Source organism: Pseudidiomarina piscicola (assembly GCF_902806985.1).
Taxonomy (GTDB): Bacteria; Pseudomonadota; Gammaproteobacteria; order Enterobacterales; family Alteromonadaceae; genus Pseudidiomarina; species Pseudidiomarina piscicola.
The window spans coordinates 678,331-698,576 of the sequence record NZ_CADCXY010000001.1 but is presented as its reverse complement, the minus strand read 5'-3'; the positions used below and the strand labels follow the sequence as shown (position 1 = coordinate 698,576).

The window sequence follows — 20,246 nt, the reverse complement described above, 5'->3', positions numbered from 1 at the left end:
CGGGGAACGAATGAGTTTTGAAAACTGGACGTTAAAACCTAAGCAGCTGTTTGCCATGTCTGAGGTGATGCCGGTGATGGTCATTAACGACATCGACGACGCAATTCCGCTGGCCCAGGCCTTGCTAGCCAAACAGGTGAACGTATTTGAAGTGACGTTGCGCACCAAGGTAGCCCTTGAAGCTATTCAGTTACTTCGAGAACGGTTTCCCCATGCGTGTGTTGGTGCTGGCACCGTGACCACGCCTGAACAGTTGGCGCAGGTGACTGCGGCGGGAGCACAATTCGCTATTAGCCCAGGCATTACTGACGATTTACTGCAAGCCGGGCGCACCAGTCAAATTCCCTTGATTCCAGGTGTGGCAACGGTTTCGGAACTGATGCAGGCTTATGCGTTAGGCTATCGCTACCTTAAGTTCTTCCCAGCAGAAGCAGCCGGTGGCGTAGCTATGTTGAAAGCCATAGCAGGGCCGTTTCCGGCAGTGCAATTCTGTCCTACAGGTGGCATTCATGCGGCGAATTATCAAGACTACCTAGCGCTCGCCAATGTGGCATGTGTCGGTGGTTCTTGGCTGGTGCCATCGCCAGAAGATTTACCTACAGCCACAAAAAAAGGGACCTGATAGGTCCCTTTTTGGTCGTTCGGGCTAATTAAAGCGCGACGATGTTTTCTGCTTGTGGGCCTTTAGGACCTTGCGTAATCGTGAACGATACGTTTTGGCCTTCGGCTAAGGTTTTGAAACCGGTGCTAGCGATTGCGCTAAAGTGAGCAAACACGTCTGCGCCACCTTGCTGCTCGATAAAACCAAAACCTTTTGCTTCGTTAAACCACTTTACAACGCCAGTTACTGTATTAGACATAATATTAATCCTGAAAAATTTTAAAAAGTTTCCGCCAAAGCTTGTGCCTTGAACGGGGTCATGCGGGTAAAAACGGGAGATTTAAAACTACAGGACGAAGATATACTGCTAATAATGCGACGTAGAGAGGTTTAACTTTCAAATTCTTATCCAACGCCGCTCACCATACGCTGATTCTCAGACATGTCAAAGTTTATTTCAGTTATTTTTCTTGTGAAGCACCGTCCTTAGCATAAAACTCCTTTAAAGTCGGTAAGTTGTGTCGATTGCTTGCTTATAATACCCATTGGGCTATGATAGGGCTCATTGTAGATGAGGACCCCAATGTTTAAGTCAAACTTTGCATTACAGAGTACCGATCTCACCTTTCCAATTTAAGCCGGACGCAGCCGCTGTGTCCGGCGTTTCCGCGTGACCAAGCAGTCAATACAAAAATAATAAGAACGTTAACCACCCCTGTTGATTTGGAGATAAAGCCGTGCTTTTGCGCATGTTAAAGACGTGTTCAACGTCTGTGTGTACGAGGCAGTCAATTTTTCAAGATGCCAGCCAGAGAATTTTAATGCAGCCTTTCAAGCTGCAATTATTGTTAAGCAACATCGAGCGTAGCGAGAAGTCGCGTTCGCGAATAGATGCAAGAGTCGCGGTTGGTTCGCAAGTCACATTGCGCCACCGCAAAACGAAAGAGCAAATCACCTTTCGTTTAGTGACACCAGAAGAGGCAAAACCAAGCGAACTCTGTGTCTCATTACTCTCACCTATTGGTAGCGCCGTGATTGGTAAGCGCCGAGGTTCAGTAATTGAGCTGAACTGGAATGGGCAAAAAAGTAAATGGGAAGTGCTCGCAGTGAACCGAAACTGAAAACTTTAAGAGACGTTAATTAGGGCTCTTCGGAGCCCTTTTTATTAGGGAGAATCGAACCATGAATAAACCAGAAATCATTATTTCTAATGTGGATTTAGATGCCATCGAAAAAGGTCTATCAAGTGTCGAATTGACGCCAGACTTTGTGGTTGATCTAGAAAGCGAGTTAGGTCGAGCTAAAGTGGTTAAAACCGGCGACCTGCCTAACGATGTGGTGTGTCTTAACCGGCAGGTAACGTTCCGTGTACGTGATACCAATAAGGTGTATACCCGAACACTGACAGTGCCAGAGCACAGCAACACTTATGTCGATAGTTTGTCGGTATTTGCACCTTTAGGTGCTGCGCTTATTGGCCTAAAAGTAGGTCAGATTATCGATTGGCAAACGAACCGTGGCGTGCAAACGGTTGAGGTTCTCGCTGTCGAGTTATGAGCCAAGGCGACCTAAATATTCCTTTAGCACTACGGCATTATTATGCTCAGTGTCGGTCGATGCATAAAGCAAAGTTACGCACTGCTCTTCAGCTTTGTTGGAGAGCGGGCGTAGCTGCTCGCGATAGTCATCAGCTTCGCTAGCAGTTGCGGCTGAATATTGCTATATTGCCGCCATGAAACTCGCATGGTTGTTCATCGTTGTTGCCCTTATCCACAGTTTTTTTACCTGTGCAGTTGCTGCTGGGCATCTTAGTGACGGTGTACAACAAGTGACTGAAGTAGGCGCTGAATGCCAGAGCCCAACAGAAGACTGTGTGGAAAGCGGTTTGTGTGCCGACGCAGATCGCGAGCATGACGTTCATGCACACAGTAGCTGTATTGCCGGTAAGGCAAATCTGTTTGCGGCGCAACCTATTAGCCTTGCTTCGCAGCCAACTGCTTTCGTCTTTGGTCAAAGCATAACCCATCAACCACCGCTCCCCCCTCCAAACGCTTGATTTGCTGTTTAATAGTTCGTTAATTATTCAAACATTGGAGCAATCAGATGAAGCGTTTAAGCTTTGTCGTACTGCTGAGTTTGGCTGTGTTTATGCCAACTTCGCTAGTTACGGCAGCAGAAGTGACTTTAGAGCAAGTGCTACAGCGTACGCTGGCAAGTCACCCCGAACTACAAAGTTATGACTATCGCGTTAAAGCGGCTGCAGCGCTAAAGCTGCAAGCTGATCTATCACCTAATCCAAATTGGACGGTCGAGCTTGAGAATTTCGCCGGCTCTGGTCGCCAATCGGGCTTGAGCAACGCGCAAATGACTGTGTCGTTTGCGCAGTTGATCGAAATGGGAAATAAGCGGCAATACCGGTTAAAAGCAGCCACTGCAGAAGAACAAGCGCAACTCGCTGAATACCACTATCGCCGTATTGAAGTGCTCGCCGAGGCAACCCAAAGGTTTTACGATCTGGTAAAAGTTCAGCGGTTATCGCAGCTTCAAGCGCGCCATATTAAGCGCACCGAATCGTTACTGGCACTGGCAAAAGAGCGCGTAGCTGCAGGGGCGGTACCACCGTCAGAGGTCACCCGGATAGCCTTGCAGCACGAACGGCAACAAGCGCAACAAGTGCAATTCGATGGCGAACGACAACGGTTAAAGGCCGAGCTTGCGGCAATGTGGGCCGCGCAGCCAACCTTCGAGCGGGTTGCCGGTGAGTTTACCGTACCACTTGCCTTACCAACTCAAGCTGATGTGTTGCAGGCAGTCAATCGAGCGCCCGAGTACCTGCGTTTGCTTGACTCGGAACAGCTTCTGCAAGCCCAAGTTAACGCCTTACAAGCAGACTCGTCTGCAGACCTTAAAGTGCAAGCCGGTATTCGTTACAACAATCAGTTTGACGACACAGGGTTCGTAGTTTCGGTTGGTATGCCATTTCAGTTATCCGATCCAAACCTTGGTCGATTAAAGCAACAACGCATTTTGCAGCAGTCGAATCTACAACAGCAGCAGTTAGTGCGCCAACAACTGCGCTCACAGGTGCTGGCATTACTCAGTGGCCTGCAAACCCATAAAGCTTATTTAACATCAGTGACCGAGCGGTTACTGCCATTGGCACAACAATTGTTGGATGAAAACCAGCAAGGCTACGCCCGCGGTACGCATTCGTTGTTACAGGTGCTCGATGCACAAACCGAGTTGGCTAAAACTGAATATCAGCAATTGTCGCGCCAGCATGCCTTGGTTCGCGACATGATCAAAATTGAACGGATGACAGGGCAGTCGTTCTTAGGAGTACAACCATGAATTTTAATGCATTAATGATTGCGATTTTGTGCGCAGCAATGACGTTAATACCTGCAGGGGCGTCTGAAGACGACCATCACGATAATGAAGAAATTCCCCATACCAGGCTGACGGATGCCGCGATAGCAAATGCCAATCTCACCCTAGACACCGTCGGAAAGCGCTCTATTGATGTTAAGCATACATTGTTTGGTGTGATTGCTGCGAATAACGACAATATTGTTCACGTAGGGGCGAAGTACCAAGGCGTCGTAACCCAGTTGCTGGCAAACGTAGGCGATACCGTAAAACAAGGGCAAACACTTGCTGTGATTGAGAATATCAGCACGGGTGCGAGCTTTAATGTTACCAGTCCATTGAACGGTGAAGTAACAGCGCGCAGCACTAATCGCGGTGAAGTAGTGGCGCAACAGCCGTTTTTTGAAATCTTAGACGTCTCGTCGGTGTGGGTAGAGCTATCGGCTTTTCCAGAAAATATTGAAGTGATGAAAGAACAACAGACCGCCTACGTTTATGATTTACACCATCATCAAAGGGTCACAGGAAAAGTGGCTTATATTGCCCCCCAAATGACGGGTGGCCACATCGCGCGGGCACGCATCGAAATAGCGAATAGCGCCGGCCATTGGCGACCTGGCATGCATGTAAAAGCAGATGTTATCACTGACAGCTTTGCAGCGAATGTTGCCGTGCATAGCGATGCCATTCAGCGCCTAGAGGAACAACCCGTGGTGTTTTTACGTGATGGCAATCGGTTTGAGGCCCGAGTGATTAAGTTAGGTCGTACCGACGGTCGTTACGTGGAAGTACTTGATGGACTCAAAGGCGGCGAAAGTTATGTGGTCGAAAATAGCTATTTGATTAAAGCCGACATTCTTAAACAAGGTGCCGGGCACAGCCACTAAGGAGAGTCGTGATGATAGATGCACTCATTCGTTTTGCGGTTGAGCGTCGGTGGTTAGTTCTAGCAGCGACCTTGTTAGTTGCAGCGGCAGGGGTGTATAGCACCTTTAAGTTACCCATAGATGCGGTACCGGATATTACTAATATTCAGGTGCAAATAAATACCAAGGCCACAGGTTACTCGCCGCTCGAGACCGAGCAGCGTATTTCTTTTCCGGTCGAAACAGCAATGGCGGGGCTGCCTAAGCTTGATTATACCCGCTCAATATCCCGTTACGGACTGTCGCAAGTAACGGTGGTGTTCGAAGAAGGAACGGATATTTACTGGGCCCGTCAGCAAATCAGCGAGCGCCTACAGCAGGTGCGTAGTGAGTTGCCACTGGGGATCGATCCAACCATGGGGCCAATCGCTTCGGGATTAGGGGAAATCGTTAACTACGTGGTGCGGGCCGAAGAAGGTGCCACTGATGCGAACGGCCAGCCTTACACCCCCGAGCAGCTGCGTACCATTCAAGACTGGATCATTAAGCCGCAGTTGGTGAAAGTACCTGGTGTGACAGAAATTAACAGTCTCGGCGGCTACGAAAAACAATATCAAGTGGCACCTGAGCCAGGCCGTATGCTGGCTTATAAAGTGACCATGGAGCAATTATTACAAGCGCTTGATTTAAATAACCGTAATGCTGGCGCCGGCTACATTGAACGCAATGGTGAACAGTGGTTAGTGCGCTCGCCAGGGCAACTAAAAAACCTTGAAGAGATCCGTAATGTGGTGGTTACGAAACGTGATGATGCCCCAGTGCGGGTGGGAGACATCGCCACCGTTCAATTAGGGGAGCAACTGCGCACAGGCGCAGCTACCTCCAACAACAGTGAAGTGGTACTGGGTACCGCCATGATGCTTATCGGTGAAAACAGTCGCGTGGTGGCGCAGAATGTTTCCGATAAAATAGCCCAAGTGCAGCGTAGCTTGCCTGATGGCGTGGTTATAGAAGTGGTTTATAACCGTACTACACTGGTCGACAAGACCATCGCCACCGTCGAGAAAAACCTCTTTGAGGGCGCTGTGCTGGTGATTGTCGTGTTGCTGATCTTGTTAGGTAATATCCGCGCAGCCTTGATTACCGCCTGTGTAATACCGCTAAGCATGTTATTTGCGATTAGCGGTATGGTGGCCAATAAGGTTTCCGGTAACCTGATGAGCCTTGGTGCCATCGACTTTGGGATTATTGTTGACGGTGCCGTTATCGTCGTTGAAAACGCACTCCGACGATTAGGTAATGCACAGCAGCGCTTAGGTCGTGTGTTGACCACCAAAGAGCGTTTAATCGAGGTCACTCAAAGTACGCGCGAGGTTTTTAACCCAGCGGTATTTGGTGTGCTGATTATTATGCTGGTGTACTTGCCTATTTTTGCACTCAGCGGCGTCGAAGGGAAAATGTTCCATCCGATGGCATTCACCGTCGTGGCGGCACTTTTAGGTGCATTAATTTTCTCGGTTACCTTTGTTCCTGCGGCGGTGGCGATCTTTGTACGTGGCTCTATCAAGCACGGTGAAAATCGTCTGATGCGAGGTGCGCGTAAGCTGTACCAACCGCTATTGAAACTTTCTTTAAAGCTACCAGTGTTGGTCATTTTAATTGCGTTCGGGCTATTTAGTGCCTCGCTATTTCAGGCCAATCGCATGGGCACAGAGTTTCTACCACAGCTTGACGAGGGTGACATTGCCATGCACGCATTGCGGATCCCCGGAACGGGGTTGCAGCAGTCGGTATCGATGCAAAAAGATGTCGAAGCGGTGGTTACTCAGTTTGCTGAAGTTGAACGGGTGTTCTCGAAGATTGGTACTCCCGATGTGGCAACAGACCCAATGCCGCCGAGTGTTGCCGATACGATTATTATGTTGAAGCAGCGCAGCGATTGGCCAGATCCAAGTAAAACTAAAGATCAATTGATTGATGAGTTACGAGCCGCAGTAAATGATCTGCCTGGTAATAAGTATGAGTTCACGCAGCCTATCGAGATGCGTTTCAATGAGTTGATTGCTGGTGTGCGGGCTGATCTAGGTGTACGCATTTATGGTGATAATTTAGACACCTTAAAACGCCTTGGTGACCGTGCTGCATCGATCATTCGCATGGTGTCCGGAGCTGCCGATGTGCGGGTAGAAGAGATGACTGGCTTACCCACACTTTCCATAGAACCAAAACGAGATCACTTAGCTTTGCTTGGCTTAACTGTGAATGATGTACAACGAGCAGTGCAAACAGCGATAGGTGGTGTTCAGTCTGGCATCATTTACGAAGGTGATAAGCGTTTCAAGCTCATGGTGCGGCTCGACGAGGCATGGCGTGAAAACATCGCGCAACTTGCAGCCTTACCTATTGATGTGTCTCGCGCCAATCCAGAGCTAAGCTATGTGCCGTTAGGTGAGGTGGCCGATTTGAGCTTGGCAAATGGGCCGAATCAGGTCAATCGCGAAAGCAGCAAGCGTAACGTTATTGTGAGCGCCAACGTTGAAGCGCGCGACCTGGGCTCGTTTGTGAGCGATGTGCAAACGGCGTTGAATGATGAACTGTCGGTACCCGCCGGCTATTGGATTGATTACGGTGGTACCTTTGAGCAGCTTGAATCAGCATCGCAACGTCTTGGTCTAGTGGTACCCTTAGCTCTGATATTAATTCTGGGCTTGCTTTACAGCGCCTTTAATTCCTTCAGCAGTGCTTTAGTGATCTTTACCGGCGTGCCTCTGGCCCTTACCGGTGGTATTTTTGCACTGGCTCTAAGGGGCATGCCGCTGTCTATTTCGGCGGCCGTTGGCTTCATCGCCTTATCAGGGGTTGCAGTGTTAAATGGCGTGGTCATGCTGACGTTTATACGACAGTTAATCGAGCACGGACGCCCACTTAGGGATGCCGTTTTCGACGGTGCCCAGCAGCGTTTGCGACCGGTCTTAATGACGGCACTGGTTGCGAGTCTTGGTTTTGTGCCTATGGCGTTTAATACGGGAACGGGGGCAGAAGTACAACGACCATTAGCGACGGTCGTCATCGGCGGTATTGTGTCGTCAACCTTGCTCACCTTAGTGGTGCTGCCAGCGTTGTTCTATCTGGTGCAACGATTGAAGGGCAACAAGACCCCTAATTAAATGGGGCGACGAAGATGAAAAAAAGGGCTCGTAACTAAACGAGCCCTTTTTTATTGGTTGGCGTTAAAGCTTAACGATAAGCTTGCCTTGGTTGTCGCCGGTGAAGAACATGTTAAGCCCCTCAATGGCGGACTCTAAACCCTCAATTACATGGGCCCGATATTTTACTTTTCCTGACATTACGTAGGGGGTAAGTTTGGCCAACAAGCTAGGCACTTGATCAAAGTGATCTGGCATCGTAAAGCCTTGAATGCTCAATCGCTTCTTGATGATAGGGATCCAACTTGGGCCCGGATTTGGCACCGCTTTATCGTAGTCGGCAATCATGCCACACACCACCACACGGCCATGGGCATTCATGCGCTCAAAAACCAGCTGTTGAATGGGGCCACCGGTATTTTCAAAGTACAGATCAATGCCGTCAGGAGTGTGCTTTGCGAGTTGCTTTGCTAAGTCATCTGACTTGTAATTCACTGCACCGTCGAAGCCAAGCTCGTTGACGATCCAATCGGCTTTCTCGTCGCTGCCGACCACTCCAATCACTGTTAAGCCTTCAGCTTTAGCAAGCTGGCCGACGATGGAGCCGACCGAGCCGGCTGCCCCTGTTACGACAAGAGTTTCACCTTGTTGTGGCTTGCCGACATTAAACAGCCCTTGGGTGGCGGTTAGGCCCGGTAGCGCAAATACCGACAATACCATTTCGTCAGGCACTTGAGCTTCCACCTTATTCATACCCTGACCATCGCTCAGGGCGTACTCCTGCCAGCCCATCATGCCCATTACTCGGTCGCCGGCTTGAAAGTCTGGGTGCTTGCTTTCGATAACTTCGCCAACCCCAGAGCTACGCATTACCGTGCCTAATTCAACTGGTGGAATGTAACTCTCGGTGTCTGGGCTCATCCAGCCAAACATCGCAGGGTCAAGGGACATCTGGCTTTGTTTAATGAGCATTTGGCCGTCGTTTACTTGAGGTAGCTGTTTTTCTACAACCTCGAAAATATCCTTCGAAACTGGGCCTGGTTCTGGTCGTTTAACTAGGTTTATCGCTTTATAAGTTGTCATGATTTACCTTGGGTTTGATATGAAAAAAACGATTCTCTCTACTAAACTTGGGGCGTTTTCATAGAACTCAATGGAGGACCCATCAATGCCAGATGCGTGGAGTGATAAAGCTGAACGTCAGTACCAACATATCAAAAAGAATCTTGTGAATGAGGGGAAAACCGCGTCAGAGGCAGAGGAGATTGCCGCGCGCACAGTCAATAAACAACGCCGAGAAGAGGGGCAAACGGAAAATCAAACCACTCAAGGCACAGGCAATCCAAACACCTTACTTGAAGAGCGAACCTTCCAAGAGCTTTACAACCGTGCTCAAGAGCTTGATATCGACCAGCGCAGCAACATGACTAAAGACGAGCTTGTTAAAGCGATTCGGGACGCGAATGCTTGATGTTTTCTGGGGGCCTCAGCTAAAACACCGAGTAAAGAATTGGTACGACCGAGTGGATTCGAACCACCGACCTCTGCCATGTCAAGGTGTTTTAGGGGAGTTTCCTTGCTTAGACATAAATGTACGTTAGTTAAATCCCTTTCCATGTAAATGTAATCCCCCCATTTTAAGCAGCAGTTATTCGTAGAATTAGTGAACCGCTTGCGTTAATTGTTTGGGCGGAATGCCTCCGATGGCCGTGGTGGCCGTTCAACTGAAGCGTGGTCCTATGCCGTGCGTGGCGATATTGGCGGCAAATTTTATTTAACGGTGCTCTTTTCAGGCAATAAAGTTGTTGAGATCGAGTCGCGGCAGGCAAGGCGTTAGCGTCTGCTTTGAGCGAGGAGCGGACCTTCTGACTTTCGTTCGACTTCAACTAGTGACTAGCCTTCCTGTTAATCGTAAGTGTGGGTGTCGCTAGCGGAGCACGGCACATTCACGTCGGCAATATTGTGCGTTTTGTTGTTGTGTTGTTTATTTTAGTCGTTTACTGTCAATGACATAACAAAAAAATAAAGGTTGGATATTTTGCGCTCGATAGAGTGTAACTGAGCATGCTCAAATTGCCTTTGCTAACTCGAAACCTTTCAAGTTAGGAATGCCTGCTTGCTCAGTAAGTCAAGAGCCGAAAACCGTCAAATGGACGAGTTGCTAAATGCGCACGCACAATATAAAAATGTTAGGCGATTTCTCAATCAAGGGGTATAGATGGGCATTGAAACTGAATTGGTAGATTTCCTAGAAAGCACTGTTAAGGATGGGGCGAATAAGGCTAGGGATATGGAAATTGTAAAATTCTACTACGGCCTGAATGAATCGCCTTGGCCTACATTAGAGGAAACTGCAAGCAGGTTTGGTGTCGGTACTAGAGAGAGGATAAGGCAGTTAATAAATTCCAAGTTCAGAGATAATGTCAGCAAGCGTTCTATACCGTCTTTAAAAAATGTAGTTGATGTTCTACAGTCCAGAGATTATTGGGTGGCCTCGGAATTTGAAGAAGAAATTTGTAATGCTGAGCTAATAGATAGGGAAAGCCACCTAAAGGGAATATTAAATCTAATTAATGATGTAAATCTTGATTGTGGATTCGATATTTTTACTCCAGATTTAAAACTAGCATCAAGGAGCACATTAGCGACGAGCAAGAATATATTCTTGATCAGAGAGTCTCGTGTTAAGGTTATAGAAAAATTATTTAAAAAAGCGCAAGGCCTACCTGGGCGTTGTGGTATTGCGAAATTAAATTATCTGGAAGAAGAGTTAGGCGAATACTATTCACTCGTTTCATTGCTAATTGAAAGCTCTCCTATGTCTTGGGTTAGAGTGATTGGCGATGACTTCTGGTATATTTTTGAGAATAGAGATAATACCGTTATCAACTACTGCGAAAAGGTTTTTAGTGTTATTGAGCACTGCGACCCTGCAAGGCTGGCAGTTACATTTAGAAATGCTTTGGATGGGAGAACCTATAAATATCCGTATCCACCTTCAGAAATTATTGAGGAATACTTAAGAAGTTCAGTCTACCTAGTTAACACTGATTCTAGATTAAAATTTATTGGTGAAACCACAAGTCTCAATGAAATTGAAGCGGATCTAATATCTTTCTTTGATTCTCGTAGAAGTGCATCATTTCCTGAGCTTCGAGCATTCTTATCTCAAAAAGGATATGGAAATCCACATATATTAAAAACTACGAATTTTTCACCATTGGTATACGTTGATAAGACTAAAGGTCGAAAGCATTATTTATACAGCCTTCTTGGTCATCCTGTTTCAGAACGGGATGATAGTTCAGGTATAGATACCTATGAATTTTATCTTCGCAGATTGCGAGCATTGCTTGATGTCGGGACTGATGAAACAAGAGAGAAAATAGCAAGAAAAGAACAGCACATATTACAAGAATGGCTATTCAAAGATAAAACGCATGAAGATTGCGCTATTTGCGGGAAAGAGTTCAGTATAAAAACTTTAGTCACTGCACACAAAAAACCAAGAGCCGACTGTAATGACGCAGAACGTTTGGACCCATATATTGTCATGCCTGTGTGTGTGATGGGATGTGACTATCTTTATGAAGATATGTATATCTATATCGATGGCGCTGAAATCAAACGCGGCGTATCTCTTTCGAATGCAAGCGCTGAATCTGGTTTTATTGAAGATCTCGTTGGCCGAGTAGTAGATTCAAAATGGCTTCTAGGCAATCGATCCTATTTTCGTTCGCCTAACAAAGCATTGCAGCGGACAAGCCGCTGAATGCGGCGTTATATGCCACCAACGGGCTGGCTTGCAAGTTTTATTTAAATACTACAACGGTCAAGAACAATGCTGGCAGCATCGTTTTTGCCATTTACTTCGGAGCTAATTGTGGATAACAATTGTAATAATGGTGCAAAGTTTGTTCGAGCTGATCTTCACATACACTCATACAGCTCAGACACCGGGTCGTTTGATGTTAATGACGATAAAATGACACCACAAAACATTGTAGATACTGCAATAGCCTCCAATCTAAAAATAATTAGCATTACTGATCACAACGAGATTCTAAACAGCAAAACTGCAATTGATTACGCCGAAGGGAAGGATATATTCGTAGTACCCGGAATTGAAGTCAGCACGACGCAAGGGCATCTTCTAGTATATTTTAGGAGCTTTCAAGAGTTAAGGTTATTTCACGGGAAGCTTACTATTTCTGATGATAAACAGCGCTGCTCTCAAGGGATAGTCGAGTGTTTGAATTTGGCGTCGCAGTTCAATGGGTTTGGAATACTTGCTCATATAGAACTGGATTCTGGTTTTGAAAAGACGGTAGTAAGATTTAATGCTCAAATGGATGATATATTTTGTCATCCCTCTTTGCTTGCTCTAGAGATAAGCAAAAAGGATAGTTATGACCTATATACGGATAACGATTCTGATGGCAACCGTTTAGCTCTGGTGAAAGAACGGAGAAAACGTCTTGAGCTTCATGATGACGTGATACTACCTAAAGTAATGTCCTCAGATGCGCACTCAATAAATAAGCTTGGAACAAATGCGGAAGGCAATAGGAAGCTGACACGCTTCAAAGTTGATGAGCTGAGTTTTCACGCTCTTCGTATTGCCTTGATGTCCTATGAATCACGTGTTCGAATTGAAGACGTAATCCCTGAGAAAGTTGCAAAATTTATTAAAGTACAGATAAGTGGAGGTCTCCTAGACGGTCAAGTCGTCGATTTCAGTGATAATCTAAGCTGTATAATAGGTGGAAGGGGCACTGGCAAGTCAACATTAATGGAGATTATACGGGCAGCCTCAGGAAATGAATCGTCAAACGAAGTTATCGATAGTGATGTTTGGCCTGATGATATTAGTTTGATTTACGAAGATGAAACAGGAAAGGCTGTAGAATTCCGCCGATCTAAGAATGACGATGCATTCAACAATACCGACGGAGATGATGGGCTCCAAAGAGTTCCTGTAGAATGTTATGGGCAAAGCGAAACAGCTGATACCATAAAGAATAGTGATAATGATCCGCACAATTTACTGAATTTTTTAGACGGTTTTCTGGAGATAGAGCACCTAAGAAAGGAAGACGATAATGTACGCCAACTTCTGCTCGACAATCAGAGTGAGTTAGGAAAGCTACGAAACGAAGTCGCAGCAATAAAAGATACCGAGAGACAGCTTCGGTCTCTAAAAGAGAAAAAATTAAGGTTAGAGCAAGATAAAGTCGGCGATCTTGTTAAGCACCAAGTCGCGTTGGTTAAAGAGAAGGGCCTAAGGAAAGATCTTGCAGAACAACTTAATAATCTAGTCAAGACCTATCGAGAAGTTCTTAAAGATACGACACTATTCGATTACTTTAACGAATTTTCTGATGATGAAATCATCGTAGGAAAAGACCAGATTGCTGAGGTGAAGAAGCTAATCAATGAGTTTTCAGAAATTGTTTCAGGTAAGTCTGATGAGCTAAATGAGGCCTTAAAAGAAAAAATAACCCTCTTAAAAAGCCAGCTTGAGTCATGGAAGTCTAAAGAGTCTAAAATTCAAAAAGAAATTGATGATAAAAAGGCTGAGCTAGAAAAAGCTGGTATACCATTCGATATTGGGAAGATTAATCAGATTGCCAAAGATTTAGAGTATTATGATAAACGTCTTAGAAAGCTTCAGGCAGATCAGGTTAAGTTGAAAGAGGCGGAGCGAGAAAGAACAGAGCTCCTGAAGCAACGGATCGAGCTTAAGAAAGATATTTATAAAGAACGGTATGCTTTTTGCCTCCAAGTGAATAATAATTTAAAAAACTCAGTTGATGGGCTTTATGTTTCGGCAACATTTTCCGAGGGAAACTACTCTCCCATGTTCGAGGAGCTTCTAAAACAAACGATGGGATGGAGGACATCCCAGGTTAAAAGATCAGAGATTATAGCATCCACAATGTCACCTATAGCTTTTGCTTCGGACGTCAGGCGCCGACGAAAAACGAACTTTGAGAACATTTTGGATGAGGATGGTCGGCGTGTCTTCTCTGACGAAGAGATAGAGCGCATTTTTGATCAGGTTGGAGAGAATAATTCATATGAGGATTTTCAAGCTCTTACCTATGAAGATCGACCGCACATTCTGGTAACTAAATTGGTAGTGGTTAACGGGCAGAAAACAAACATATCTAAGTCGATATCAAAACTATCACTAGGCCAACAACAATCAATTCTTCTGGCAATTCTTATTCAATCTAAAAATAACATCCCGCTTCTCATAGATCAGCCAGAAGATCACCTAGATAGTGAATTTGTATATAAGACAATTGTCGCTAATCTAAAAAAAATCAAAGAAACACGACAGGTTATTATTGTTACGCATAACGCAAACATTGCAGTTTTGGGCGATGCAGAATTGATTGTCCCGCTTCGAAGCACAAGTGATAAAACATCGATTATAAATCGAGGGTCCATCGACCGGGAGTCCATTCAGAAAGATTGCTGTTCAATCTTGGAAGGAGGGGAGAGAGCATTTTTACAGCGGCAGAAGATATATTCGCTTTAGAGTTTTGCGGTCTTTAGGTTAGATAAAAAATACTACAGTCTTGGAAACGGTAGATGGGCATGTTGGTCAAGGCATCATATAACAAACGCATGTTGTCGGACTGGCTTTACGCTGCGCTCCAAGCCAGCCGCAAATGCGAGCGTTAACGTCCGCTCCTGGCATGAAGCAGACGCCGATGTCCTTGTTGCCGCTACCATAATGGACTAGTGCGTACTGAATAACTATTCAAAAATGGAGAGACAGCTCAATACTATTTTAGCGAAACGTTGAGGCGAGCAAACAGCGGAGTAACAGACATGATGGTCACGATATGGTCACAGTTTGGTCACATACGAAATTCTTAACGCTAAATTTATTGAGTGCTTGAATACGTGATCGGGCTGAAGGCTTTATAAATAAAGGGCTGGCAATATCTAAAGAATTGGTACGACCGAGTGGATTCGAACCACCGACCTCTACCATGTCAAGGTAGCGCTCTAACCAACTGAGCTACGGTCGTACACTTGGGGAGTCTGTTCACCTTGCGTGAACGGCCGCTATAGTAGTCATTCTGGCTGAGCGACGCAAGGCATTTTTGCGAAAAAAGCGTCGCAGGTGAACTGTTTGTTTAACAATTCAACAGTTCACCTAAGTTGCGAGGTTTAGTGTAGCGGCTGGCCTAGTTGGTTTTGGGCGATTAAGCGCACAACGTAAGAAACTTTGAAGAGTCCAGCAAGCAGAATCTGCAAAAAATGTAAGACCGCGATCAACATAAGTGGAAACTGTGCTTCCATACCCCACGCGAGATAAGCGACAATAAGAAATAGACTAAGAAAAACGACCATTGCGGTATTGGCACTGCGTAATAATGTCTTTGCTGTCATAACCTACATCCATAATGCATCTTTAATAAAGTGCATTATTCATGTATCTTTGATTCAGGTCAAGTTTCTTCCTTAAAAAGTCGTAAAAGCGAAATAGCAGGCAGGTTCGATGCAGTTAAAAAAATACACGGATTATGGGTTACGTATCCTAATGTACCTTGGGGCGAAAGAGGGCGCTCAGACGACCGACAAAGAGCAAGGTCAACTGACGCGGATTCGTGATATTTGCGACACCTTTGATTTATCTGTGAATCATGTCAACAAAGTGGTTCATCATCTTGGTCGCTTAAACTTAATTGAAACACGGCGCGGCAAAAACGGTGGCTTTTTGCTGGCCAAGGCTCCGGGCGAAATACGCCTAGATTTCGTAATTCGGCAATTAGAGGGGGATGAGCCCTGGATCGAATGCCACAACCCGTACTGTGTGGCATTGCCCGCGTGTGAGCTCAACGGTATTGTGGCGCGTGGTAAAGAGCTGTTTTACGACTATTTAGCACAATTTACCCTGAATGATTTACTTAAGAAACAGGGGCAGTTGTTGCAGATTTTCTCAACAGCGTCGTAATTGCATCACTAATTCCGTCTAACGACATTGGATACATACGCGCGCTCATCAGCTCATGCATCATGTCGATTGAATGGTGCCAGCGCCAATGTTCTCGAGGTTGTGGGTTTAACCAGACGGCGCTGTCGAAATGGTTAAGTAAACGCCGCATCCACACCGCTCCGGGCTCTTCATTCCAATGCTCAACACTGCCGCCCGGATAAGCTATTTCGTAAGGCCCCATGGTCGCGTCGCCGACAAAAATAAGCTTGTAGTCGCGACCGTAGCGATTGATTAATTCCCGCGTCGGTGTCTTTTCACTAAAGCGCCGCTCATTTGACTGCCAAACTTCCTCGTAAACACAGTTATGGAAGTAGAAAAACTCTAGGTGTTTAAATTCACTTCGCGCGGCGGCAAACAGTTGTTGGCATTCGTAAATAAAGTCATCCATTGAGCCTCCCACGTCAAAAAGCAGGAGTACTTTGACGGCATTGTGCCGCTCGGGCCGCCATTTTAGATCGAGCAGCCCAGCTTTTTTAGAGGTCGCGCGAATGGTTTCATCCAGATCCAGTTCGTCAGCACTACCGCTACGCGCAAACTTGCGCAGCTTACGTAAAGCCAGTTGCATGGTGCGGTTGTTCAACTCGCCGTCAGTATCCAGGTCGCGAAACTCGCGCTTGTCCCAAACTTTAACTGCTCGCCGCGCATTTGAACCATCTTGACCAATACGGATGCCTTCTGGGTTATAGCCATAGGCGCCAAACGGTGAGGTGCCACCGGTACCAATCCACTTATTACCACCCTGATGGCGCTCTTGTTGTTCTTTCATGCGTTCTTGAAAGGTTTTAAGTAGCTCATCAAGGCCGCCTAGCGCCTGTAGCTTTGCTTTGTCTTCCTCGGTTAGCTGTCGCTGCATTGAACGCCGTAGCCAATCTTCTGGAATGGCCTCGGCCAAGTCAACCTGTTCAACACCTTCAAAATAGTCAGCGAAGGCACGGTCGAAGCGATCAAACTGACTTTCGTCTTTGACGAGGGTAAGTCGCGCCAAATAGTAAAAAGCTTCAATATCTGCAAACACCACCTGTTGCTCGAGTGCATTGAGCAGATCGAGTAGCTCGGTGATGCTTGTTTTTAGCCCATGTTTACGTAAGCAAAAGAAAAACTCGATGAGCATTAGCGTTCTCGGCGACGAGACATAAAGGCAAGTTTTTCAACCAACTGTACGTCTTGTTCATTTTTCAATAGGGCGCCGAACATGGGCATTAGGCCGTTACTTTCTTTGAGATCTTTAACGCCGATATCTTCTACCAGAAGCAACTTCAGCCAGTCAATAAGCTCAGACGTAGAAGGCTTTTTCTTAATGTTGGGCAGTTTACGCACATCAAAAAACACTTCCAACGCAGTTTCTAGTAGGTCGCGCTGAATGGTTGGATGATGCACATCGACAATTTTCGCCAAGGTTTCAGCGTCTGGAAAGTTAATGTAATGAAAGAAACAACGACGCAAAAAAGCATCGGGTAATTCTTTTTCATTATTGGACGTGATCACCACAATAGGCCGGTGCTTGGCACTAATTTGTTCACCCGTTTCGTAGACATGAAACGCCATTTGGTCGAGCTCGTGTAACAAGTCATTGGGAAATTCAATGTCAGCTTTATCGATTTCATCAATCAACAACACCGGCCGTTCACTGGCGGTAAACGCCTGCCAGAGCTTTCCTGGCTTGATGTAGTTGGCGATATCATGAACTTTATCGCTGCCTAACTGGCTATCGCGCAAGCGTGACACCGCATCGTACTCATAAAGCCCTTGCTGCGCTTTCGAGGTCGACTTGATTTGCCAACGCAGCAGCGGTACCTCAAGGCTGGCCGCTAGCTCTTCGGCCAATTTAGTTTTCCCGGTGCCGGGTTCACCTTTAAGCAACAATGGCTTCTCGAGCGTGACTGCGGCTTGCACCGCTAGGGCTAATTCGTCAGCAACGATATAGTTTGAGGTACTACTAAACTGCATGAAAGATCCTTATTTTTTGACGATTTTCGCCGAAGTTTCGAGATAAACCTTAGCTTGTTCCTTCACGGTATCATAATCCATGCTCTCTGAGGCAAGGTGAACTTCTTCAAGTACGTCTTGCAAGGTATCTACTTCTTCGTCGAGCTTCTGCAATGCGTTTTCAAGGGTGTAGCTGAGCTGGTGCACGGTGGCCATGTCTTCAGGTGTCAACTCACCGTCTTCCATCAGCTCGGCAAGTTTAGCGTTGAAATTGGCTAAATTGAATAGCGCTTGATCAAGCGTCTTTGCCGGTTGTCCTTTAAAGTGTTGGTAACGGTCATCGTCGTCAGCGAGCGCTGGTGAAGTGGCAGTGAGTGCAAAGCCAAGCACTGATGCAGCAAGTAAATGAAGTTTCATAACAGTATCCTTAGGTTCGAGTAAAACGACTTGGTTAATGCGAATAATTATCAATAATACCTGAAGCCTGTCGATACACCAAGAGGGGTACCTCAGAGGTTTTTCATTGTGCACCGGGCTCAAAACCACATTGTGAAAAGAAATCTTGCCAGGGTTTCACATGAGCTTTGGTGGTGTGGGTTAACTTTGGCGACAAGCCCTGAAGCTGTGTTATATAGCGCTCGAGTTTAGGGTTACTTATTGCGGTATTCAACTGCTGTAATAATTGATTCGCGGCAGCACCTTGAGCAGCAGTGGCGGCGAGTTGGGGCTGAACTTGGCCAATGAAAAATTTCAAAAACACCCGATGTAAAATAGTCGCCCGCTCGGGCGTTCCCGGTGAATCGCAGCCTGCAGCAGTAGCTAAATCAACAAGCAGCGGTGCGAGTTGCTCTAGGTAGTGTTGCTGGGTGTGCAAGGTGCGCCATAGCTGGGGTAGGTAATCGCTTTGGTGCAATGTTTGCAGGGCCTGTTCGACAGCTGCAGTGGATGGAAGCTGGGACGTTGACAGCGACGTATCAGTTGGGCTTTCGACTAACTGCACGATAGTTGCAAGCGCACTCAGACTTTGCGCAAGCGACTGCGCATTTAATTCTCTGAGCGGCGCCGCGCCTATTCTCAGACCATGGCGTAATGCAGGATCGGTGGCAATGGCTTGTTGTTTTAACGCTGCTAGGTTGGCCCGTTTTTGTTTGAGCGCAGTGCTCAGGCGTTGAGCTAGCGCCGGGTCGTCGTCACTTAACAAAGTGATACATTGTTGCAGTGCCACAACTAAACGTAGGTCGGTATGGTAGCGGCTGAGACCTTGTTCGAGTTTTCCAAGGGCGCTATTACGTTCGGCGATGAGATGACCAGCCGCACATTCGTTGATACGCCAAGAATCGAGTAGGGAAATACTGACGCGCTGGTAGTCAGTGCGCAACTCTCTAATGTCAGGCAGTTGAGACACCGCACTAGGTTGGTACTCAACCGGCTTGCGGTTGAGCGTCGAGGCAACTCGGCTTTGATAGTCAATGAGGTGGGCCAGACCTTCAGGGGCCGGGCTGCAAGCACTCAAAATACTCCAGCTAATCAACCCACAAAGCACATAGCAAAGGCGTCGGTAAAACCGTACAATAACGCCATTCTGATTTTGATGAGGATCTCGCATCATTATGTTTACCGGTATTGTTCAAACCCAAGCTGAAGTCATCGCCATTGAGCAGCGTGACCAATTTCGTCAAATTCGACTTCAAGTTGCGCCTGAGTTTCTGACGCAACTGGAGATCGGTGCCAGTATTGCTATTAACGGTTGCTGCCTTACGGTGGTTCAATTTAGCACAAATACCGTTAGCTTTGATGTCATTGACGAAACCCTACGTTTGACCAACCTTGGTGAACTCGAGGTTGGCTCAGAGGTGAACCTCGAGCGTTCATTGAAAGTTGGTGATGAAATTGGTGGGCATCATGTTTCAGGTCATATTCATACAACCGGTACTATTGATACCATTACCGCAAGTGACAACAATGTTGCTATGTGGATTGAGTTCCCAGCTCAGTTTAAGCCTTACGTGTTCGGTAAAGGGTTTATTGGCGTCAATGGCGCAAGCCTGACCATCGGTCAAGTGACTGATCAACGTTTTTCATTACACCTGATCCCCGAAACTCTGCGCCTAACCAATCTAGCGGAGGCAAAACCGGGCCAACGAGTGAATCTTGAATTTGATCAGCAGACGATCACTATTGTGGAAACGGTGCAGCGAGTGCTGCAAGAAGGCAAAGCCTAAAAAAATAAAAGCGTTACTCGTTACTCGTTACTCGTTATTCGTACGCTTCGCTGCTTGTGAAAAGAACAAACATACGAACAGCGCAGCGTACGAACAACG

Annotated in this window: 19 protein-coding genes, 1 tRNA gene and 1 pseudogene; 12 read left to right on the top strand and 9 right to left on the bottom strand. The window is 46.5% G+C overall.

Annotated features, from left to right (window positions below; genetic code table 11):
* Positions 1–10: 10 nt before the first annotated feature.
* Positions 11–622 (top strand): bifunctional 4-hydroxy-2-oxoglutarate aldolase/2-dehydro-3-deoxy-phosphogluconate aldolase, encoded by a 612-nt coding sequence (locus PSI9734_RS03505; RefSeq protein WP_173919709.1) that lies wholly within the window; start codon positions 11–13, stop codon positions 620–622.
* 28 nt (positions 623–650) lie between these two features.
* On the opposite strand, the gene PSI9734_RS03500 is transcribed toward PSI9734_RS03505, so the two are convergent.
* Complete coding sequence (locus PSI9734_RS03500; RefSeq protein ID WP_173919708.1) at positions 651–860, bottom strand: cold-shock protein; 210 nt, start codon at positions 858–860, stop codon at positions 651–653.
* Between the two features lie 562 nt (positions 861–1,422).
* On the opposite strand from PSI9734_RS03500, the gene PSI9734_RS03495 reads away from it, so the two are divergent.
* Together PSI9734_RS03495 and PSI9734_RS03490 are read left to right on the top strand one after the other, a co-directional pair.
* Positions 1,423–1,722, top strand: a complete 300-nt coding sequence (locus PSI9734_RS03495) for a GreA/GreB family elongation factor (RefSeq protein ID WP_173919707.1) — start codon at positions 1,423–1,425, stop codon at positions 1,720–1,722.
* 61 nt (positions 1,723–1,783) lie between these two features.
* Positions 1,784–2,158 (top strand): GreA/GreB family elongation factor, encoded by a 375-nt coding sequence (locus PSI9734_RS03490; RefSeq protein WP_173919706.1) that lies wholly within the window; start codon positions 1,784–1,786, stop codon positions 2,156–2,158.
* Here the strand turns inward: PSI9734_RS03490 and PSI9734_RS12120 are convergent.
* Positions 2,153–2,305: pseudogene (locus PSI9734_RS12120) on the bottom strand (DUF488 family protein, N3 subclade); the annotation flags it as partial. The gene PSI9734_RS03490 and the pseudogene PSI9734_RS12120 sit on opposite strands and share 6 nt — an antisense overlap.
* Positions 2,306–2,333: 28 nt before the next feature.
* Here PSI9734_RS12120 and PSI9734_RS03480 point away from each other — a divergent pair.
* The 4 genes from PSI9734_RS03480 to PSI9734_RS03465 are packed head-to-tail and all read left to right on the top strand — an operon-like array spanning position 2,334 to position 8,003.
* Positions 2,334–2,657: a hypothetical protein gene (locus tag PSI9734_RS03480; RefSeq protein WP_173919705.1), complete on the top strand. Its 324-nt coding sequence runs from the start codon at positions 2,334–2,336 to the stop codon at positions 2,655–2,657.
* Positions 2,658–2,704: 47 nt separating this feature from the next.
* Complete coding sequence (locus tag PSI9734_RS03475; protein WP_173919704.1) at positions 2,705–3,952, top strand: TolC family protein; 1,248 nt, start codon at positions 2,705–2,707, stop codon at positions 3,950–3,952.
* Positions 3,949–4,857, top strand: a complete 909-nt coding sequence (locus tag PSI9734_RS03470; protein WP_173919703.1) for an efflux RND transporter periplasmic adaptor subunit — start codon at positions 3,949–3,951, stop codon at positions 4,855–4,857. The genes PSI9734_RS03475 and PSI9734_RS03470 overlap by 4 nt, the downstream gene beginning before the upstream one ends.
* 11 nt (positions 4,858–4,868) lie before the next feature.
* Positions 4,869–8,003, top strand: a complete 3,135-nt coding sequence (locus tag PSI9734_RS03465; RefSeq protein WP_173919702.1) for an efflux RND transporter permease subunit — start codon at positions 4,869–4,871, stop codon at positions 8,001–8,003.
* A 63-nt stretch (positions 8,004–8,066) separates the two neighbouring features.
* Here the strand turns inward: PSI9734_RS03465 and PSI9734_RS03460 are convergent, their stop codons facing one another.
* Positions 8,067–9,065: an NADP-dependent oxidoreductase gene (locus PSI9734_RS03460; RefSeq protein WP_173919701.1), complete on the bottom strand. Its 999-nt coding sequence runs from the start codon at positions 9,063–9,065 to the stop codon at positions 8,067–8,069.
* An 85-nt stretch (positions 9,066–9,150) separates the two neighbouring features.
* Here PSI9734_RS03460 and PSI9734_RS03455 point away from each other — a divergent pair, with 85 nt between their 5' ends.
* The 3 genes from PSI9734_RS03455 to PSI9734_RS03445 all read left to right on the top strand — a co-directional run bounded on the left by PSI9734_RS03455 (position 9,151) and on the right by PSI9734_RS03445 (position 14,529).
* Entirely contained in the window at positions 9,151–9,453 is a 303-nt protein-coding gene (locus PSI9734_RS03455) for a Rho termination factor N-terminal domain-containing protein (protein ID WP_173919700.1), read from the top strand.
* Positions 9,454–10,200: 747 nt separating this feature from the next.
* Positions 10,201–11,754: a sigma-70 family RNA polymerase sigma factor gene (locus PSI9734_RS03450; RefSeq protein WP_173919699.1), complete on the top strand. Its 1,554-nt coding sequence runs from the start codon at positions 10,201–10,203 to the stop codon at positions 11,752–11,754.
* A gap of 69 nt (positions 11,755–11,823) precedes the next feature.
* Positions 11,824–14,529, top strand: a complete 2,706-nt coding sequence (locus PSI9734_RS03445; RefSeq protein ID WP_173919698.1) for a TrlF family AAA-like ATPase — start codon at positions 11,824–11,826, stop codon at positions 14,527–14,529.
* A gap of 422 nt (positions 14,530–14,951) precedes the next feature.
* On the opposite strand, the gene PSI9734_RS03440 is transcribed toward PSI9734_RS03445, so the two are convergent.
* Positions 14,952–15,028, bottom strand: a tRNA-Val gene (locus PSI9734_RS03440).
* A 142-nt stretch (positions 15,029–15,170) separates the two neighbouring features.
* Positions 15,171–15,392, bottom strand: coding sequence for a hypothetical protein (locus PSI9734_RS03435; protein WP_173919697.1), 222 nt, complete (start codon positions 15,390–15,392; stop codon positions 15,171–15,173).
* A gap of 109 nt (positions 15,393–15,501) precedes the next feature.
* Here PSI9734_RS03435 and PSI9734_RS03430 point away from each other — a divergent pair, with 109 nt between their 5' ends.
* Positions 15,502–15,957, top strand: coding sequence for an Rrf2 family transcriptional regulator (locus PSI9734_RS03430; RefSeq protein WP_173919696.1), 456 nt, complete (start codon positions 15,502–15,504; stop codon positions 15,955–15,957).
* On the opposite strand, the gene PSI9734_RS03425 is transcribed toward PSI9734_RS03430, so the two are convergent.
* From PSI9734_RS03425 to PSI9734_RS03410, 4 genes are all read right to left on the bottom strand, one after another.
* Entirely contained in the window at positions 15,911–17,110 is a 1,200-nt protein-coding gene (locus tag PSI9734_RS03425; protein WP_173919695.1) for a vWA domain-containing protein, read from the bottom strand. The two genes, PSI9734_RS03430 and PSI9734_RS03425, sit on opposite strands and share 47 nt — an antisense overlap.
* Positions 17,110–17,946, bottom strand: a complete 837-nt coding sequence (locus PSI9734_RS03420; RefSeq protein ID WP_173919694.1) for an AAA family ATPase — start codon at positions 17,944–17,946, stop codon at positions 17,110–17,112. The genes PSI9734_RS03425 and PSI9734_RS03420 overlap by 1 nt, the downstream gene beginning before the upstream one ends.
* 9 nt (positions 17,947–17,955) lie before the next feature.
* On the bottom strand, positions 17,956–18,342 hold the full coding sequence (locus PSI9734_RS03415; RefSeq protein WP_173919693.1) for a DUF6746 family protein: 387 nt from the start codon (positions 18,340–18,342) through the stop codon (positions 17,956–17,958).
* Positions 18,343–18,445: 103 nt separating this feature from the next.
* Positions 18,446–19,534 (bottom strand): DUF3080 family protein, encoded by a 1,089-nt coding sequence (locus PSI9734_RS03410; protein WP_173919692.1) that lies wholly within the window; start codon positions 19,532–19,534, stop codon positions 18,446–18,448.
* Between the two features lies 1 nt (position 19,535).
* On the opposite strand from PSI9734_RS03410, the gene PSI9734_RS03405 reads away from it, so the two are divergent.
* The gene (locus PSI9734_RS03405; protein WP_173919691.1) at positions 19,536–20,147 is read left to right on the top strand and encodes a riboflavin synthase subunit alpha; all 612 of its coding nucleotides are present in this window, start codon (positions 19,536–19,538) and stop codon (positions 20,145–20,147) included.
* Positions 20,148–20,246 lie beyond the last annotated feature (99 nt).

Coding starts and splice junctions, on each gene's coding strand:
- PSI9734_RS03505 (WP_173919709.1), top strand. CDS start 11: ATGAGTTTTGAAAACTGGACGTTAAAACCTAAGCAGCTGTTTGCCATG.
- PSI9734_RS03500 (WP_173919708.1), bottom strand. CDS start 860: ATGTCTAATACAGTAACTGGCGTTGTAAAGTGGTTTAACGAAGCAAAA.
- PSI9734_RS03495 (WP_173919707.1), top strand. CDS start 1,423: ATGCAGCCTTTCAAGCTGCAATTATTGTTAAGCAACATCGAGCGTAGC.
- PSI9734_RS03490 (WP_173919706.1), top strand. CDS start 1,784: ATGAATAAACCAGAAATCATTATTTCTAATGTGGATTTAGATGCCATC.
- PSI9734_RS03480 (WP_173919705.1), top strand. CDS start 2,334: ATGAAACTCGCATGGTTGTTCATCGTTGTTGCCCTTATCCACAGTTTT.
- PSI9734_RS03475 (WP_173919704.1), top strand. CDS start 2,705: ATGAAGCGTTTAAGCTTTGTCGTACTGCTGAGTTTGGCTGTGTTTATG.
- PSI9734_RS03470 (WP_173919703.1), top strand. CDS start 3,949: ATGAATTTTAATGCATTAATGATTGCGATTTTGTGCGCAGCAATGACG.
- PSI9734_RS03465 (WP_173919702.1), top strand. CDS start 4,869: ATGATAGATGCACTCATTCGTTTTGCGGTTGAGCGTCGGTGGTTAGTT.
- PSI9734_RS03460 (WP_173919701.1), bottom strand. CDS start 9,065: ATGACAACTTATAAAGCGATAAACCTAGTTAAACGACCAGAACCAGGC.
- PSI9734_RS03455 (WP_173919700.1), top strand. CDS start 9,151: ATGCCAGATGCGTGGAGTGATAAAGCTGAACGTCAGTACCAACATATC.
- PSI9734_RS03450 (WP_173919699.1), top strand. CDS start 10,201: ATGGGCATTGAAACTGAATTGGTAGATTTCCTAGAAAGCACTGTTAAG.
- PSI9734_RS03445 (WP_173919698.1), top strand. CDS start 11,824: ATGCTGGCAGCATCGTTTTTGCCATTTACTTCGGAGCTAATTGTGGAT.
- PSI9734_RS03435 (WP_173919697.1), bottom strand. CDS start 15,392: ATGACAGCAAAGACATTATTACGCAGTGCCAATACCGCAATGGTCGTT.
- PSI9734_RS03430 (WP_173919696.1), top strand. CDS start 15,502: ATGCAGTTAAAAAAATACACGGATTATGGGTTACGTATCCTAATGTAC.
- PSI9734_RS03425 (WP_173919695.1), bottom strand. CDS start 17,110: ATGCTCATCGAGTTTTTCTTTTGCTTACGTAAACATGGGCTAAAAACA.
- PSI9734_RS03420 (WP_173919694.1), bottom strand. CDS start 17,946: ATGCAGTTTAGTAGTACCTCAAACTATATCGTTGCTGACGAATTAGCC.
- PSI9734_RS03415 (WP_173919693.1), bottom strand. CDS start 18,342: ATGAAACTTCATTTACTTGCTGCATCAGTGCTTGGCTTTGCACTCACT.
- PSI9734_RS03410 (WP_173919692.1), bottom strand. CDS start 19,534: ATGATGCGAGATCCTCATCAAAATCAGAATGGCGTTATTGTACGGTTT.
- PSI9734_RS03405 (WP_173919691.1), top strand. CDS start 19,536: ATGTTTACCGGTATTGTTCAAACCCAAGCTGAAGTCATCGCCATTGAG.